We start from the raw sequence: 14,720 nt of genomic DNA, 5'->3' as shown, positions 1-14,720 counted from the left end.
GGGGGCGCCCCCCCGCCGGCCGCGGCCGCCCCCCCCCGCCGCGGGTCAGAACGCCGTGTGGGCGAACCAGTGATCGAGAACTGCGGCCTCTCCCGAGACCTCGAAGACCGGGGCCTGGTACGAGCTGCGGCCGTAGAGCAGCAGCAGGAGGTCCGCCGCCCGCCCCCGTACCGTCACCCGGGCTTCCGACGGCGCGTCGGTCTCCGGGCGAGGCAGCAGGCGGAAGCCCTCGGGGTCGAGTCGCACCCGCCACTCCTCACCGGTTCCGCCGGCGGAGTCCGTGCACTGGAAGGCGACGATCTCGCCGTTGCCCCGCAGCTTCCCCACGCCCGGGGCGAAGAGACCCGCGTAGGGGAGGTTGACGAGGAACTCGTCCACTCCGTCCGCGGCCAGCGCGGCGTCGATGCCGGGCTCACGGCCGACGGCGCGCTCCGCGTCCACCCGGTGCACCAGTGTTTCGAACAGCATCCGGCGGGCCCAGAATCGCGCGTGCTGGTCCTCGCCCCAGGCCCACATCGCCGCATGGGGATCGGTGTCCCGCAGCACGGCGGCCACTGCGGGCACGCCGGCTGCCACCCACTCTGCGTACTCCTCCGGACGTTCCGGCAGCCCGAGCTGCACGTCGCGGCTGCGCGGGGGTTCCTGCACCATCTGTGTCAGCAGGGTGCAGAACCAGCGCTGCAGCGCTCCCACGTGCTGACTGAGCTCGGCCAGCGTCCAGTCGGGGCAGGAGGGGACGGTGGTCGCGGGGTCCGCGTCCTTGACCGCCTCGACGAAGTGCAGGGTCTCCCGCTCGATCGCCTGCCGGTAGGTGTCGTACGGCAGTGGGTGTCCTGCCCGGCTCGTCGTCTCCATCTGCTGCCGCCTCTCTGTTCGCAGGACGGATCCTGAGCACGGATCTCGTCGTGATCAGTGTGTCTGCTGGAGTCCGCTCGAAGGCAAATCCGTGGGTGTCGTCCGGCTGCTGCGCCGGTCTCGCGTCGGCCGGGATCGTGCCGTCCGTCGCTGTCGATGCGGTAGGAGGCATCACCCGCAGCGCACGCACCGGGCCCGGCTCCGTCGCACGCCCTGCCGCGGCTTCCCGCCGGGCTGACGGCCGGTCCGCCCATCCGGGCCGGTTGCGCATCGGCCAGTTGGAACTGCTCGTCCTCTCGCGCCGTCCGCACCGGGCGTCGATCAGGAGGCGGCGCCGCAGAACGTGGAGGCGTCGAAGGCCGGAGCCTGGTCGAGGTCTTCTGCCGGACCGACCTCGACCAGGTGGGCAGGTCAGTCGTCGAATGCCTGGTAGAGGGTGGTCCAGAAGTCGTGGATGGCCCGCGCCGAGTCCGGAGTGGACATTCCCGTCTGGGTGAGCAGGATGCCGACGAGCTGGTTGTCCGGGTCGGCGTATGCAGTGGTGCCGGCTCCGCCGTCCCAGCCGAACTGGCCGATGGGCGCGAAGTCGCCATGGTAGGTGCGCACCGTCATCCCGAAGCCCCAGCCGCCGTGCTGCCCCAGGCCGTGTGACATATGGACAAGATTGCGGGCCAAGGCTTCTCGGGCGGCGAGCTGCTCGGGCAGGAGGCGGTTGGTGGTCATCAGCTCGACGGCGGGCCGGGACAGGATCCGTCGGGTCCCGTGCATCCCGTGGTTGAGGAGCATCCGGAAGTAGGCGTGATAGTCGTCGACGGTCGAGTCGAGTCCGCCGCCGGCTGACGGGAATGCCGGAGGCCGACTGTGGTGTCCCCCTTCGGCCTCGTCCTCCACGGTGAACTCTCCGGTCTGCGGATCGGGGGCGTACAGAGGCGGCAGCCGGTCGATCCTGTCGGCGGGCACGTGGAAACCGGTGTCCTTCATGCCCAGCGGATCGAAGATGCGTTCGCGCAGGAAGTCCTCGAACGACTGGCCGGTGACCCTGGCGACGAGCACGCCGAGCACGTCGTCGCTCACGTTGTACTGCCACCGTTCTCCGGGCTGGTACATCAGCGGGAGCGTGCCCAGGCGGCGCATCCACTCATCCGGCTCCAGTCCCGGCAACAACCATCCGTCCTCTTGGCCGTAAACCCCCTGCTCGAAGAACGCGCCCATCATCGGCGAGTCCTTCGCCGTCATATCCAGTCCGAGCCCGAACGTGGAGGTGAGCAGATCCCGTACGGTGATCGGTCGCCGCGCCGGCACAGTGTCGTCCAGCGGGCCGTCGGCCCGCTTCAGCACCCGCCGGTCGGCGAGCTCGGGCAGCCACCGGTCCACCGGGTCGTCCAGCCGCAGCCGGCACTCGTCCAGCAGGACCATCGCCGCCGCCACCGCGACCGGCTTGGTCGTCGAGGCCATCCGGAAGATGGTGTCCCGGCGCATCGGCGCGCCACCGTCATGGCGCATCGTGCCGAGCGCTTCGACATGGGTCTCGTCGCCCTGGCCGACCAGGGCTACGAGGCCGGGAATCCTCCCGGTCTCGACATGCCGTACCAGCACCTCGCGCAGCCTGCGCAGCCCTGCTTCCGAGAAGCCGCCAGTGCCTTTTCCCATCATGAATCCCCCTGCTTACAGTGTTCGATACACACGGTGTTTCGATCTTGCGAGACCCGTCCCGGCGTGGCGCTCATGGGTTGAGACGGGGGCGCTTGGCGTCGCCCGGTTCGCGGCCCTGAGGGCGCAATCGCTGAACCGTTCTTGGCATCCACCAACCGCTCCGATGCCGGCTGTCGCCGTCTCGACGCCGCCGCTGACATTGCGGCGAGAGGTAGTCGGCGGTGGCTTGGTACACGCGTCACGGCGTCGTCTCGACACGACTCCGGGCGTCGCACGCCCGTACGGAGAGGCGATGTACGCGACTTCGGGAGGTACCCCCGGACCGGTGGTGGGGAAGTCGGCGACGGCGCGACCGGACGCAGTTCGCATCCCCGTAGCCGGCGCTCTTCCGCCTCAGCTCGTCGCAGGCCGCAGACGCCGGGACGACGACGGCTGCCGTCCGGCGTCGCGCTGCCGGACGGCGTCGCGCTGCCTCCCGGCGTCGCGCACATCCGAGAAGCGCCGACAGCCGTGGTGCCGCCCGAACTGCTGTCGAAACGCTGCTCCTTGCCGTGTACGAAGCCACGGCCGGGCATGACTCCGTGCTCGGGTAGTGCAGACAGTCGATGAAAGCGGTGCTCGGCCCCCGAGCACAACGCGCTGTGCCGTTGTCAGGCTGTCTTGTCTTCTTCTCCGGTGTTTTCGCCGGCGGCACGCTCGATGGCGTCGGTCAGCCGCTTCCGCGCACGAGGGGGGACATAGCCGCCCTCCGAGTAGTTCTGGACGAAGGCCTCGACGAACTCCACCGGGTCCTCCCCGACGATCTCGCGGATCGGCGTTCCGTCCGCCGCGGCCTGCTCGAACAGATCGGCGAGGTCCTCGAACATCGACGCATTGCTGTCGCCGTCGGTCGGCACGAAGTACATCAGGTACCGCTCGATCGCCTCGACCGCCGTGCGGTAGCTCTCGGGAAGCCGACGCGAGCGCGCCTTGTACTCCCTCCAGCGTTTCTTGGGCCCGATCACCTTCGAGATGAAGCCGCCCTTTTCGACACCGGACATGATCACTCGCCCCCTTCGCGGAGCTGTTCCAGTCGTTCCGTGAGGAAGCTCCACGTCCTCCAGAACTCTTCGAGGTACTCCCGCCCCTGAGCGTTGAGGGAATGCACCTTGCGTGGCGGCCCCTTCTCGGAGGGGACCTTCTCCACGTCGACGAGGCCGCGCTTCTCCATCCTGATGAGCAGCGCGTAGATGGTCCCTTCGGCGATGTCGGAGAAACCCTGCTCCCGCAGCCGTGCCGTGATCTCGTAGCCGTAGGCGGGCCGGCCGGACAGGGACGCGAGAATGATGCCCTCCAGCGTGCCCTTGAGCATCTCCGTCATCAGCTTGGTCATGGAACACCTCCTTCCCGAGCTATTCAGTGCTGCTGACTACTGGTACACAGTAACGCTGACTACTGGTACTTAGCAAGACGGAATAGTGGAGGTGCGGCGAAGCCGGGGGCGGCGCCCGGCCGGCCGAGAGCGCCAACAAGGGCTCGGTGGGCCCATTCCGGGTGAGGGGCGGCCAGGGAACCCGCCGCCCGGCCGGGCCGGCTGCCGGGCGGCGGGTTCCTGCCGACGGTTTCAGGAGACGCGCAGCGGTTCCTCTAATGGTTCACGTTCGCCGGGCAGAGACGGCGCGGAGCGGTGTCGCCGCGCAGCTTCGCGTCCACACAGCCGCTCGGGAGTCCCTTGTACGGTGTGGCGCCGAAGTTGGCCGTCACGGTGAGGATGCCGTCACCGAAGACGGTGCGCTGCACGGTGCGGTCGGACGTGAGGCTGCGGAAGTCGGTCATCGGCCGGGTCCCGGCCGCGCGGTGCAGCGGCGCGAAGTACTTCTGGAGCGCGGCGAGTTCGCTGCCGTGCTGCTGGAGCGAGTCACCGCCGAGCACGAAGTTGAGCGGTGTGTTGTAGAGCATCGCGAGCAGGGCGCGAGTGGTCTTCTGTCGGGGCAGCTTGTCGTAGGACAGTTCCCAGCGCTCGACGTTGACCACGGAGTCGTGCAGAGCGGTCTCGTACAGAGGGACCCGGTAGGCGGGGTCGTACATCGCCTTGGCCACGTTCGCGGGTAGCTCGGCGGGCTTGAAGAAGATGCCGGGTGCGTCGGCGGGCGCGTAGCCTCCCCAGGTCTGCTTGTCGCGCTGCGCGGCCCACAGTCCGTCGGCCACCGGGGTGGCCGAGCCGTGGTCGAACGCGAGGACCTGGCCGGCCCAGGATCCGGCGGACTCCGAGCCCAGAACGAGGTGGCCGTCCTCGCTGATCCGCTTCATACGGGCGAGCCGGTTGGCGCGGTCGCGGGCCTTCGTCATGGGGTGGGCGGTGCTGTGGTCCCGGAAGAGCTCGCCGGCCGCGTCGACGTCGAGGAAGTAGCTGTCGGCGCCGTTGCGGGTCATCGCACGTGTGCGGTCGGCAAGGTAGTCGTGACCCGGCTCGGCCTTCTCGAACGCCTCGGAGCTGAGGTAGCAGCCGCGGTCGTGGAAGCCGGGTACGGGAGCGCCGTCGGCACCGCGGACGCAGAAGTCGGGGTACACCCGGCCGGGCCATACGGAGGTGGGGGCGTCGGAGGTCGCCGGGTCCTGGCCGTTCGCGAAGGAGTCGTAGGGGCCCACCAGGTATCCCGCCTGCTTCGCGGCGGTGGTCGCGGCGGCGTCCATGGGGTGGTCGTCGGCGTCATAGCCGAGCCACATGCGGTCGACGCCCAGAGCGCGCAGCCGTCGGGCGAAGTCCGCCTTGCGGGCGTCGCCCCACAGGTAGGCATGGAAGGCGCCGAGGAGCTTGGCGTCGGCCGGATTGTCCCGGATCTTGTCCCGCAGGGCGGTGAACTGCCCGTGTTCCTTCATCCAGGCCCGGTAGTCGCGGGCCGCGGCGACGGGCGAGCCGTCGGTGAGGGACAGGGCAACGGTGTATGCCGAGGTGCCGTCGCCCCGTGAGAAGGCGTGGGTGGCGGTGGTGCGGAGCCGCCCGTGGTCGGAGGTGAGGTGCAGTGCGGTGCCGATGTCGCTGGGCACGAGGTAGCTCACGCCCCGGTGACCGCGGAAGGTGTATCCCCACAGCGGCATCGCCAGGTCCGACTCCATGGCGAGGTCCGTGTCGGTGAGCTGGGCCTCCGACGAGTTCCAGAAGCGGTCGGCAACCGGGATGGACAGGCCTTCGCCGCGCGGCAGCTGCACGGCCCGAGCCGCCGGGTCCGCTCCGGTGACGGGCCACGACAGGCTGCGGGCGCCGTCCGCCGATGCCTTGCCTGTGGCCTTCACCGTCAGCACGAGGCGGCCGTCGTCCCCGGCGCGGGCGGTGACGTCGAGCCCGGTGTCGGGGTAGCTCCAGCGGGCGGTGCCGGGCTCGGTGGTCACGGGGCCGGGTGTGCCGGGGGCGGTCGTGGCGGGTGCGGACAGCTCCACGGTTCCCCGGCCGGTGCCGGCCGTGACACGCAGGGAGGCGGTGTCGACGGTGGCGGTCCCGCCCCGGACGGGAATCGCGACACGGTGGCCGCCGGTGACGACGGGCCGCGGCGGTTGCTGTCCGGAGTGCGTGGTGGATGCCAGCGTGGTGGACGCAAGAGAGAAGCCGGACACCGAACACGCCAGTGCCACCGCTGCCGTCGTACGGGTCCGGGTGAAGTGCTTTCGATTCATGGGACGTTGATAACGAGCACTTCTAAGAGCGCTTATAAGAGACCTGGTCGGGGCGCACCTGCCCGCCCTGCGCCGAGCGCCGGTCCCGGGCCGGGACGCGGAGTGCGGGCCGGGGACGGGACGCCGTGTGCGGGCCGGTCCGGGACGCGGAGTGCAGGCCGGGGCGCGTGCGGGCCGGGGCCGGCTACCGAGTCGGCTCGGCTGACGGAGCCGGCCCGCTCCCCTCGCGCGGGACCCGCAGCAGGAACCGCGCCCCGCCGCCCGGTGCGGTGTGCGCGGACAGGTCGGCGCCGTGGGCGCGGGCGATCTGCCGCGCCATGGCCAGGCCGAGCCCCGACCCGGGCAGGGCGCGGGCCTGGCGCGACCGGTAGAAGCGGTCGAAGACGTACGGGAGGTCCTCGGCCGCTATGCCGGGACCGTGGTCGCGGACGGTGAGCTCGGCGGCGTCGCCGTCGACGGTCAGCCGGATGTCGACGGGGGCACCGGGAGGGCTGAACTTGGCCGCATTGTCCAGCAGGTTGGTCAGCAGCCGGGCCAGCCGGGCGGGGACGCCGAGGACGGTGTGTGCGGCGAGCTCCGTGCTGAAGGGGGTGTCCGGCCAGTGCGCCCGGGCATCCTGGACGCACCGTTCCACCAGCAGGTCCAGGCGCAGCGACTCCACCAGGGCCTGTGGCTCCTCGTCCCGCGCGAGCTCGATGAGGTCGTTGACCAGGCCGGTCACCTCGCGCAACTGCCCGCCGAGCGCTGCCGACGCCCGGTCGCGCTGCGCTTCGGAGAGCCGGTCGGCGCGGGCCAGCAGCTCGGCGTTCGTCCGCAGCGCGGTGAGCGGCGTGCGCAGTTCGTGGGAGGCGTCGGCGACCAGGCGGCGCTGCGCGGCGATGGACTCCTCCAGCTCGCCCAGCATCGTGTTGAAGCTGGCGGCGAGACGGGTGATCTCGTCATGGCCCCGTCCCCCCGTCCCGGGCACCTCGATCCGGTGCGCGGTGTCACGGGTGGTGGCGATCTGCTCGGCGGTGGCGGTGAGTCTGCTGACCGGGATCAGCGCCCGCCGGGTGGCGAGGTAGCCGAGCCCCGCCGCGAGCAGCGCACCTGCGGCGCCCGCCCCGGCGAGCAGCAGGCCGGCCTGGCGCACGCCCTGGTCCACGGTGTCGGAGCGGATCGCGAGTTGCAGCGCGCGGTGGCCGTGCACGGGGGTGGTGAGCATCCGCATCCGGTATCCGCGCAGGGTGATGTTGCTGTAGTAGGCGGCACGGGAGCCCGCGGCGACCTGGCGTGCGGCGTCACCGACGGGGATCACCGGTTCCGTGCCGCCGGCCCGGTCGTCACCCGCGGCGCCGCTGTCCGCGGTGACGATCTGCGCGCATGCCGGGGCCGCGAGCCAGGTGCATTCGCCGTAGAGCGTTCCGGTCGTGCCGTCGCGGTTCTCCTGGGTGACGAGCGTGGCCTGCTGGGTGAGCTGGAGGTCGAGCTGGCGCACCAGCTCGTAGCGGATCACGACGTACGCGGCCGCGCACACGCCCACCACGACCAGCGCCACGGCGGCCGAGGTGATGAGTGCGATACGGGTGCGCAGCGGCGGGCGGCCCGGCCGGGCTCGCAGCATCAGGGTGCGCAGGGGTCGAGCGGCACGGAGGATGCGGGACGCCGTCATCGTTGGGCCAGTTCGTAGCCGACGCCGTGCACGGTGTGCACCAGGCGCGAGGCGCCGTCGACCTCGAGCTTGCGGCGCAGATAGCCGATGTACACCGCCAGCGAGTTGGAGTCCGGCCCGAACTCGGTGCCCCAGACCCGTTCCTGGATCATCTCGCGCGGCAGTACCTGGCCCGGGTGCTGGAGGAGGACCTCCAGCAGGGCGAACTCGGTGCGGGTGAACTCCATCCGCCGCCCGCCGCGCACGCCGGTGCGGTGGGCCGCGTCCACGGTCAGATCGGCGAAGGTCATCACCTCGGGCGGCCCGTCGTCGGCCGTCCCCGCGGGAGCGGCGCGACGCAGCAGGGCCCGTATCCGAGCCAGCAGCTCGTCGAGGGCGAAGGGCTTGACCAGATAGTCGTCGGCTCCCGCGTCCAGTCCCGCCACCCGTTCGCTGATCCCGTCGAGCGCGGTGAGCACCAGAACGGGCGTACGGTCGCCGAGCCCGCGCAGCCTCCGGCACACCGACAGCCCGTCCAGCACCGGCATGGCAACGTCCAGCACGACGGCGTCGGGCGGATCGGCGGCCAGGACGCTCAGTGCCTCCAGCCCGTCGCCGGCTTCGCGTACGTCATAGCCCTCGATGGTCAGGCCGTCCGCCAGCGCCGCCCGCACTTCGGGGTCGTCGTCCACCACGAGGAGGGTCCTGCGGGGCGGGGCGGAGCGTCCCGGGCACGGTGACGACGAGGCGGCGGCGGACATGGAGGCCTTTCGGAGAGCACAGGTCGGCACCCAGCCTCGCAGAAAGCATTCTTAGAAGCCTCTTACGGATCGTTGCGGAGCCAGGTGGAAGCCGCCGCAAGCGTCGGCGCCCACTGCTCCCTTGTGTCTCCCTTGTGTCTCCCTTGTGTCTCCGTCACACGATCCTGATCTATACGGAACCGTATATCAGGCCTAGCCTTGATCTATACGGCATCGTATAGATAGGGACCTGCCATGAGACTCCCGAGCTCCGCGCACACTTCCCGCCCCTGGCGGATCCACGAGATCGCCGGCGACTTCACTCTCGAGGACGTGTGGGCGCTGCCCACGCCCGGCGGCCTCGACGACCTCGCACGGCTGGTGCGCCAGTTCGCGGACGACGACGGGACGCAGCAGGGCGCCTCCCCGGTGCCGCGGCTGCTCTTCGCGATCCGCCGGCAGCTCGGGAAGGTGTTCGGCTGGGATGCGCCCGGCAAGGGCATCGGCGCCCGGGTGGCGACGCTCCGCGACCGGTTGCCGGCAGATCTCCGTGACGGCGACCAGGGCCCCGAGCTCCCCGGGTCCTTGACCTCCGTCTACCTGACGCACGACGAATGGGCGGCCGAGATCGCCAACGGGACCGTCCATGCGGTGCGGCACATCGCCTGGGTCCCGGACGGGGAGGGCGGTTACCGCGGCCAGATGGCCGTCCTGGTGAAGCCCAACGGGCTACGCGGCGCCGTGTACATGGCAGCCATCAAACCGTTTCGCCATCTGGGCGTGTACCCGGCGCTGATCCGAGGGATCGGTGACAGGTGGCAGGCCGGCACGGGCACGAGCAGCGCAGGCTGACCGCCCCGCGGAGCCGGACCGGCCGTACGACATCCGTTCCCGGTGAGGAGGTGCACGTGCGGCCGGTCCGTCCGTGTGCGGCGCACGTTTCCGCCGCGGGACACGAGCGCATCCGCGGCGGCCCCGTCCGCCGAAGGAGGGAGCAGCGGTCCGGTACGCCGGACGGCGCGGGCATGTGTCAGGCATCGGGCCGACCTGAGGAGGACGGATGGCGACGAGGGCCGGACGGAACGGACGCGCTGATGTGATCGTCGTGGGTGCGGGTCTCGCGGGCCTCACCTGCGCCCTCGATCTGGCTGCTGCGGGACTGGACGTGTCGGTGCTCGAGGCGTCGGACGGCGTCGGCGGACGGATGCGTACCGACACGCACCGCGGATTCCTGCTGGACCGGGGATTCCAGGTGTTCAACACGTCCTACCCGCAGGTGAGAAGACGTCTGCGGCTGGCGGATCTGAGGCTGCGTCCCTTCACTCCCGGAGTGCTGGTGCACACGCGGGACGGCGGGCGCCTGCGGTTCGGCGATCCGACGCGCAGGCCGCGGGACGCGGCGCGCTTCGTCACCGGCCGACACGCGACTGCCCGCGATCTCTCGGCGCTCGCCGCACTCACGGCCAGGGACACCCTCGTGCCGCCACGCGTTTTGAAACGTCTCCCCGAGCACACGACCCGGACCGAGCTCTCCCGGGCCGGGGTCTCCGACGCCGCCGTGGACACCATCCTGCGCCCGTTCCTCGCGGGGGTGTTCCTGGAGGACGAGCTCGAGACGTCGAGCCGTGTGTTCCATCTGGTGTGGCGCAGCTTCGTCCGCGGCACCCTCGCCCTTCCCGGCAACGGCATCGGAGCCGTCCCCGGGCAGCTCGCCGCCGCACTGCCGCCGGATGTCGTGGAGCTGGGAACGACGGTGTCGGAGCTCACCGCGGGCGGTGTGGTGCTGGGCGACGGGACCGTACGCGAGTCCTCGGCAGTGGTGGTCGCCACCGGCGCCACGGCCGCCGCGGCTCTCGTCCCGGCGCTGGAGATCCCGGCGATGCGTACGGTCACGACGTACTACCACTCGGCGCCGGTGTCCCCCCTGCACGAGCCGACCCTGTTGCTGGATGCACGGCGGCGCTTCCTGAACACGTGCGTGCTGACGGAGGTCTCACCCACGTACGGCTCCGACGGGCGTGCCCTGGTGTCGACGTCGGTACTGGGACGGGACGAGCCGGGGCGCGAGGCCGCGCTGCGCACCGTGCTCGCCGAGGTGTACGGGACGGACGCGGGCGGCTGGGAACAGGTGGCGGTGTACACGGTGCCCGGGGCGCTGCCGGCGATGCTGCCGCCATGGCCGCTGACGCGCACCAGCAGGGTGTCCGAAGGTCTCCATGTGTGCGGCGACCACCGCGCTTCGGGGTCGGTCCAAGGGGCCATGGCGTCGGGTGCACGCGCAGCCCGGGAGGTCCTCGCGCACCTCCGGCCGACGGCGGGCACGCGGCACCGGTGAACCGGCCCGCGGAGGCGGAGCGCCGGTGACGAAGTGAAGTGCGGGCGCACACTGGGGAACCGCGGCCGACAACGGCGGACTCCTTCTCCGCCGGCGCGGCCCACGAGCCTCGACGCCCCCCAGGAGGACGACCTTGCTCACCACCGCCGAGTACACGGCACTGTCCACGCTGGACGTGGCCCGTCATGTCGGCCGGGGTGATCTGTCGGCCCACGAGGTCGTCACCGCCGCGCTCGCGCGGATCGCCGAACGCGACGCCGCTCTGCGCGCGTTCACCGACGTCTGGGCCGAGCAGGCCCTCGCGCGGGCCGCGGACGTGGACGAACGGCTCGCGCGCGGTGTCGCCCTGCCGCTGGCGGGCGTGCCGATCGGCGTCAAGGCGAGCGAAGGTCCCGGCTCCTTCCAGAACCGTCGTCTCGCGGCCGCCGGATGCGTGCCGGTGGGCGCCACCTCGGTGCCCCGCACCCGCTCCGGCTGGCAGACCTACGGCCACACCGACCGCGGTCCGACACTCAATCCGCTGGATCCGGACTGGTCGCCGGGCGGGTCGTCGGCCGGTGCGGCGGCTGCCGTGTCCGCGGGTCTCGTGCCGCTCACCACCGGATCCGACGGCGCCGGGTCGGTACGCATCCCCGCCGCGTGGTGCGGTGTCGTCGGCTTCAAGCCCACCAATGGCCTGCTGCCCGCCCGTGACCGGGCGGGACTGAACTCGCCTGGCGTTGTGACCCGCAGCCCCCGCGAAGCCGCCGCCTATCTCGACGCGGTACTCGGCGAGAACCCCGGCGCTCTCCGCAACGCTCCGGGCTCCGCCGGACGCCCGACGGCGACCTGGTCGGCCACCTTGGGATACGCCGACACGGACCCCGCCGTGGAAGCGACCGCCCTCCGCGCGGCCCGGCAGCTTGCCGACGCGGGGCTGCTCACCCTGGTCGAGGACCGTCCCCTCCTACTGCACGATCCCGCGCCGGTCTGGACGGCTCTGCGCTCCGGTGCAACCCCGCCTGCGGAGGCCAGGGGCGCACAGCAGGCCAACGCGCTTGCTCTCCACGGTCACTTCGAGCGCTCCGACCTCATCGTGACGCCGACCACCCCACACCCACCCCACGGGCACGACGGCCCGGGCTCACGGATGAGCGTGGCGCTGACCTGGGCTTTCAACATCAGCGGGAATCCGGCGCTCAGCCTGCCGGCCGGGGCGACACCGCAGGGCGAACCGGTCGGCCTGCATCTGGTGGCCCGTCGCTTCGCCGACGCCCGACTTCTGGACATGGCCGCCCACGCCCACGACATCCTGCGACGGAGCCCTCCGGACGGTCTCGGCCAACTCGGCCGCTGACACCGTCGGACCTGCGGTGGCCGCCCGCGGGGCGTGGTGTCTCGCCGAGCGGCGCTTCGGCCCGCCGGACTCCAGCGGGCGCGGCGGTGTGGTCCTCGTCATGGGTACGGCCGTCGAAGGCCGATGACGTCCCCGGCGCCCTCCCGGTGCCGGTGGAACAACGGGCGCGCGCCGCCCGCCGGGCTCCGCTCCGCCTGCACAGGCCAGGATCCGGCGGGGCCGGCCGCGCCCGTACGCGCACGACGTCAGTCCTCGAGCGGACGCAGCACCCCGGGGTCGCCGAACACGATGAGGGTGTCGCCGGGCCGCAGCGTGCTGTCCGCGTCCGGGTTGGGCTGCAGGGTGCCGTCCGCACGGCGGATCAGAAGGGGTACCGCGCCCGGGCACGCCTGCCTCAGGGACATACCGATCAGCCGGGATTCGGCGTCGACACGGATCTCGTCGAGGCGGCTGTCCGACGCTCCGGGCCGCGTGAGCTCCAGGAAGTCCACCACGTGCGGACGCACGGCGAGCAGCGCCATCCGTCTGCCGCTGGTGACGTAGGGGGAGACGACGCTGTCGGCGCCCGCGTGCACCAGGCGCTGTGCGGACGGCGGCTCCGATGACCGGGCCACGATCGCGATGTCCGGATTCAGCGAGCGGGCGACCACGGTGATGTAGAGGTTCTCGGCGTCGGAGTCCACTGCGCAGACCAGACCCCGGGCCCGGTCGATCCCCGCCTGCTTCAGCACCTCTTCGGAGGAGCCGTTGCCGATGAGGTAGGGCACGTGGTCACGCTGCATCGCCTCTTCCAGATCCGGTTTGCTGTCGACCACGACGAACGGGATGCCCTCGGCCTCGAACTCGCGGGCGACGGCCTGGCCGACCCGGCCGTAGGCGCAGACGATGAAGTGGTCCCGGAGTCTGTTCACCCGGCGCTGCATACGACGTCTCCTTCCGGCGCCGACCCGGCCCTCCAGGAGCGCGGTCCCGACGACACTCACCGCGGCCACGAATACACCGACGCCCAGCAGCGCCACGGAGGCGGTGAAGATCTTGCCGCCGGCCGGGAGCCGGTCCGCGCTCGAGAACCCTTCCGTGGTCAGGGTCATCAGCGTCAGGTAGAGGGCGTCGGGCAGCGCGTAGCCGAACGACATGTAGCCGGCCACGCCGTACGCGAGCAGCACCAGCACCGCGGACAGCACCAGCAGCGCCCGCCGTGGGATGTCGCGCGGTGTCCGCACGTCGCACTCCTGAGGTCGGCGATCCAGCGGCTTCAGTGTGCCGCGGCTCAGCCGTCCGGCCAGTGATCAACACTGCTCCGGCGTGTACGTCCGTCATCGTGGTACGCGGGCGGCGCGAGCCGCTGGGGGCACCCGGTCGCCCGGGGGTGCGGACGGTGCGCGCCACCGGGACACCCGGTCGCGGGCATACGGACGGGTGCGCACCCCTGCGAGGCCGGGCGACGCCCGCCGCCGCGCCGCCCGTTCGGCGAACCGGTCGCCGCGCCCCCGGAGGAGGTGCCGCGGCCCGACTCCATCGCTCCAGGCCCACGACGGCCGCTTCACCCCGGACCGTTCGCCGTACGCCGCCCACAGCGACTGTGACGGCACATGGATTCAGTGCGTCAGGAGCCAGTGGGCCGAGAGCAGATGGATCACGGCGAGCGCACCCGCGGCGAGAAGCATGCCCACCTTGCGCTGAACCGCGCCGATGGCCGCATCGCCGGCTTGCGCCAGCCCGGCGACGACGAGCAAGGGGACGAGCGAGTTCCAGGAGCCCGCCGCGAGCAGGACGAGCACGGCTGCGCCGAGCGGAACGGCGCGGGCGGCGTAGGCCCCTGCAAAGAAGCGGAGCCCGACGGTGACCTGTTCGCCCGCCGTCAGGGCCAGCCCGGGGCGCGCGAGTCCGACCAGGGCGGCGGCCCCCGAGACGAGCGCGGCAAGGGCGTTGAGTATCCCGATCACGAGGTGCGCGGACATTTCCATCAGTTCCTTAATCATTCTGACGCTGAATTATTCTGGCAAGGTACCATCGGCGTCATGAACGATGTCGACGTTCCCGGCGGACTGCCGCAGACGTTGGTCTTCCGCCTCGGCACCGTGGGGGCCGTGGCGAGCGACCGTTTCGCCGGGAAACTCGCGGACCGCGGCCTCAGGCCGAAGCACGTCGGGCTGATGAACGCCCTCAGCCGGGGAGCAGCCGCCTCGCAGCAGGAACTCGCGGCGCTGCTGGGGGTGGCACCGAGCCTCGTGGTCGCACTCGCCGACCAGCTCGAGGAACTCGGCGCCCTTGCCCGCACCAGGGATCCGCAGGACCGCCGACGGCAGGTGCTGTCCCTCACGGGACACGGACGGGCGCTGCTGCGCGACTGTCTGGCACAGGCTCGCGCACTGGACGAGGAGCTCGCCGCGCCCCTCACCCCCGAGCAGCGGCGAGCTCTCCATCAGGCTCTGGGCGTCCTCGCCGCCCATACCGGTCTGCCCACGGACTGAGCCCTCTGCACCGCGGCCCGCCGGACCGGCACGGGCGGGTCCGGCA

General features: G+C 71.6%; 13 protein-coding genes. 4 read left to right on the top strand and 9 right to left on the bottom strand.

Going from position 1 to position 14,720, the window contains the following annotated elements:
* Positions 1-45 precede the first annotated feature (45 nt).
* The 7 genes from ACWCP6_RS30015 to ACWCP6_RS29985 form a co-directional block, all read right to left on the bottom strand.
* A complete protein-coding gene (locus ACWCP6_RS30015) occupies positions 46-855 on the bottom strand; it encodes a maleylpyruvate isomerase family mycothiol-dependent enzyme (RefSeq protein ID WP_450935720.1) in 810 nt (269 codons plus the stop codon).
* A gap of 411 nt (positions 856-1,266) precedes the next feature.
* Positions 1,267-2,505 carry a serine hydrolase domain-containing protein gene (locus ACWCP6_RS30010; protein ID WP_450935719.1) on the bottom strand — a complete coding sequence of 413 codons (1,239 nt, stop codon included), beginning with the start codon at positions 2,503-2,505 and terminating at the stop codon, positions 1,267-1,269.
* A gap of 653 nt (positions 2,506-3,158) precedes the next feature.
* A complete protein-coding gene (locus ACWCP6_RS30005; protein WP_450935718.1) occupies positions 3,159-3,548 on the bottom strand; it encodes a DUF1048 domain-containing protein in 390 nt (129 codons plus the stop codon).
* 2 nt (positions 3,549-3,550) lie between these two features.
* A complete protein-coding gene (locus tag ACWCP6_RS30000) occupies positions 3,551-3,880 on the bottom strand; it encodes a PadR family transcriptional regulator (protein WP_450935717.1) in 330 nt (109 codons plus the stop codon).
* Positions 3,881-4,134: 254 nt separating this feature from the next.
* Positions 4,135-6,159, bottom strand: coding sequence for a glycoside hydrolase (locus ACWCP6_RS29995; RefSeq protein ID WP_450935716.1), 2,025 nt, complete (start codon positions 6,157-6,159; stop codon positions 4,135-4,137).
* A gap of 184 nt (positions 6,160-6,343) precedes the next feature.
* Positions 6,344-7,762, bottom strand: coding sequence for a sensor histidine kinase (locus ACWCP6_RS29990; protein ID WP_450935723.1), 1,419 nt, complete (start codon positions 7,760-7,762; stop codon positions 6,344-6,346).
* 44 nt (positions 7,763-7,806) lie between these two features.
* Positions 7,807-8,550: a response regulator transcription factor gene (locus ACWCP6_RS29985; protein WP_450935715.1), complete on the bottom strand. Its 744-nt coding sequence runs from the start codon at positions 8,548-8,550 to the stop codon at positions 7,807-7,809.
* A gap of 234 nt (positions 8,551-8,784) precedes the next feature.
* On the opposite strand from ACWCP6_RS29985, the gene ACWCP6_RS29980 reads away from it, so the two are divergent.
* The 3 genes from ACWCP6_RS29980 (at position 8,785) to ACWCP6_RS29970 (ending at position 12,200) form a co-directional block, all read left to right on the top strand.
* Positions 8,785-9,381, top strand: coding sequence for a DUF2867 domain-containing protein (locus ACWCP6_RS29980; RefSeq protein ID WP_450935714.1), 597 nt, complete (start codon positions 8,785-8,787; stop codon positions 9,379-9,381).
* Between the two features lie 208 nt (positions 9,382-9,589).
* On the top strand, positions 9,590-10,864 hold the full coding sequence (locus ACWCP6_RS29975) for an NAD(P)/FAD-dependent oxidoreductase (RefSeq protein ID WP_450935713.1): 1,275 nt from the start codon (positions 9,590-9,592) through the stop codon (positions 10,862-10,864).
* Between the two features lie 133 nt (positions 10,865-10,997).
* Positions 10,998-12,200: an amidase gene (locus tag ACWCP6_RS29970; RefSeq protein WP_450935712.1), complete on the top strand. Its 1,203-nt coding sequence runs from the start codon at positions 10,998-11,000 to the stop codon at positions 12,198-12,200.
* A 245-nt stretch (positions 12,201-12,445) separates the two neighbouring features.
* Here ACWCP6_RS29970 and ACWCP6_RS29965 read toward each other — a convergent pair whose 3' ends face one another.
* Complete coding sequence (locus tag ACWCP6_RS29965) at positions 12,446-13,423, bottom strand: potassium channel family protein (protein ID WP_450935711.1); 978 nt, start codon at positions 13,421-13,423, stop codon at positions 12,446-12,448.
* Between the two features lie 375 nt (positions 13,424-13,798).
* Positions 13,799-14,161 (bottom strand): hypothetical protein, encoded by a 363-nt coding sequence (locus tag ACWCP6_RS29960; protein ID WP_450935710.1) that lies wholly within the window; start codon positions 14,159-14,161, stop codon positions 13,799-13,801.
* A gap of 60 nt (positions 14,162-14,221) precedes the next feature.
* Here ACWCP6_RS29960 and ACWCP6_RS29955 point away from each other — a divergent pair, with 60 nt between their 5' ends.
* Complete coding sequence (locus ACWCP6_RS29955; RefSeq protein ID WP_450935709.1) at positions 14,222-14,674, top strand: MarR family winged helix-turn-helix transcriptional regulator; 453 nt, start codon at positions 14,222-14,224, stop codon at positions 14,672-14,674.
* The last annotated feature ends 46 nt before the right edge of the window (positions 14,675-14,720 follow it).

It is taken from the genome of Streptomyces sp. NPDC002004 (assembly GCF_053593975.1).
Note: the sequence above shows the minus strand (reverse complement) of the source record. Positions and strands in the feature narration are given on the sequence as shown.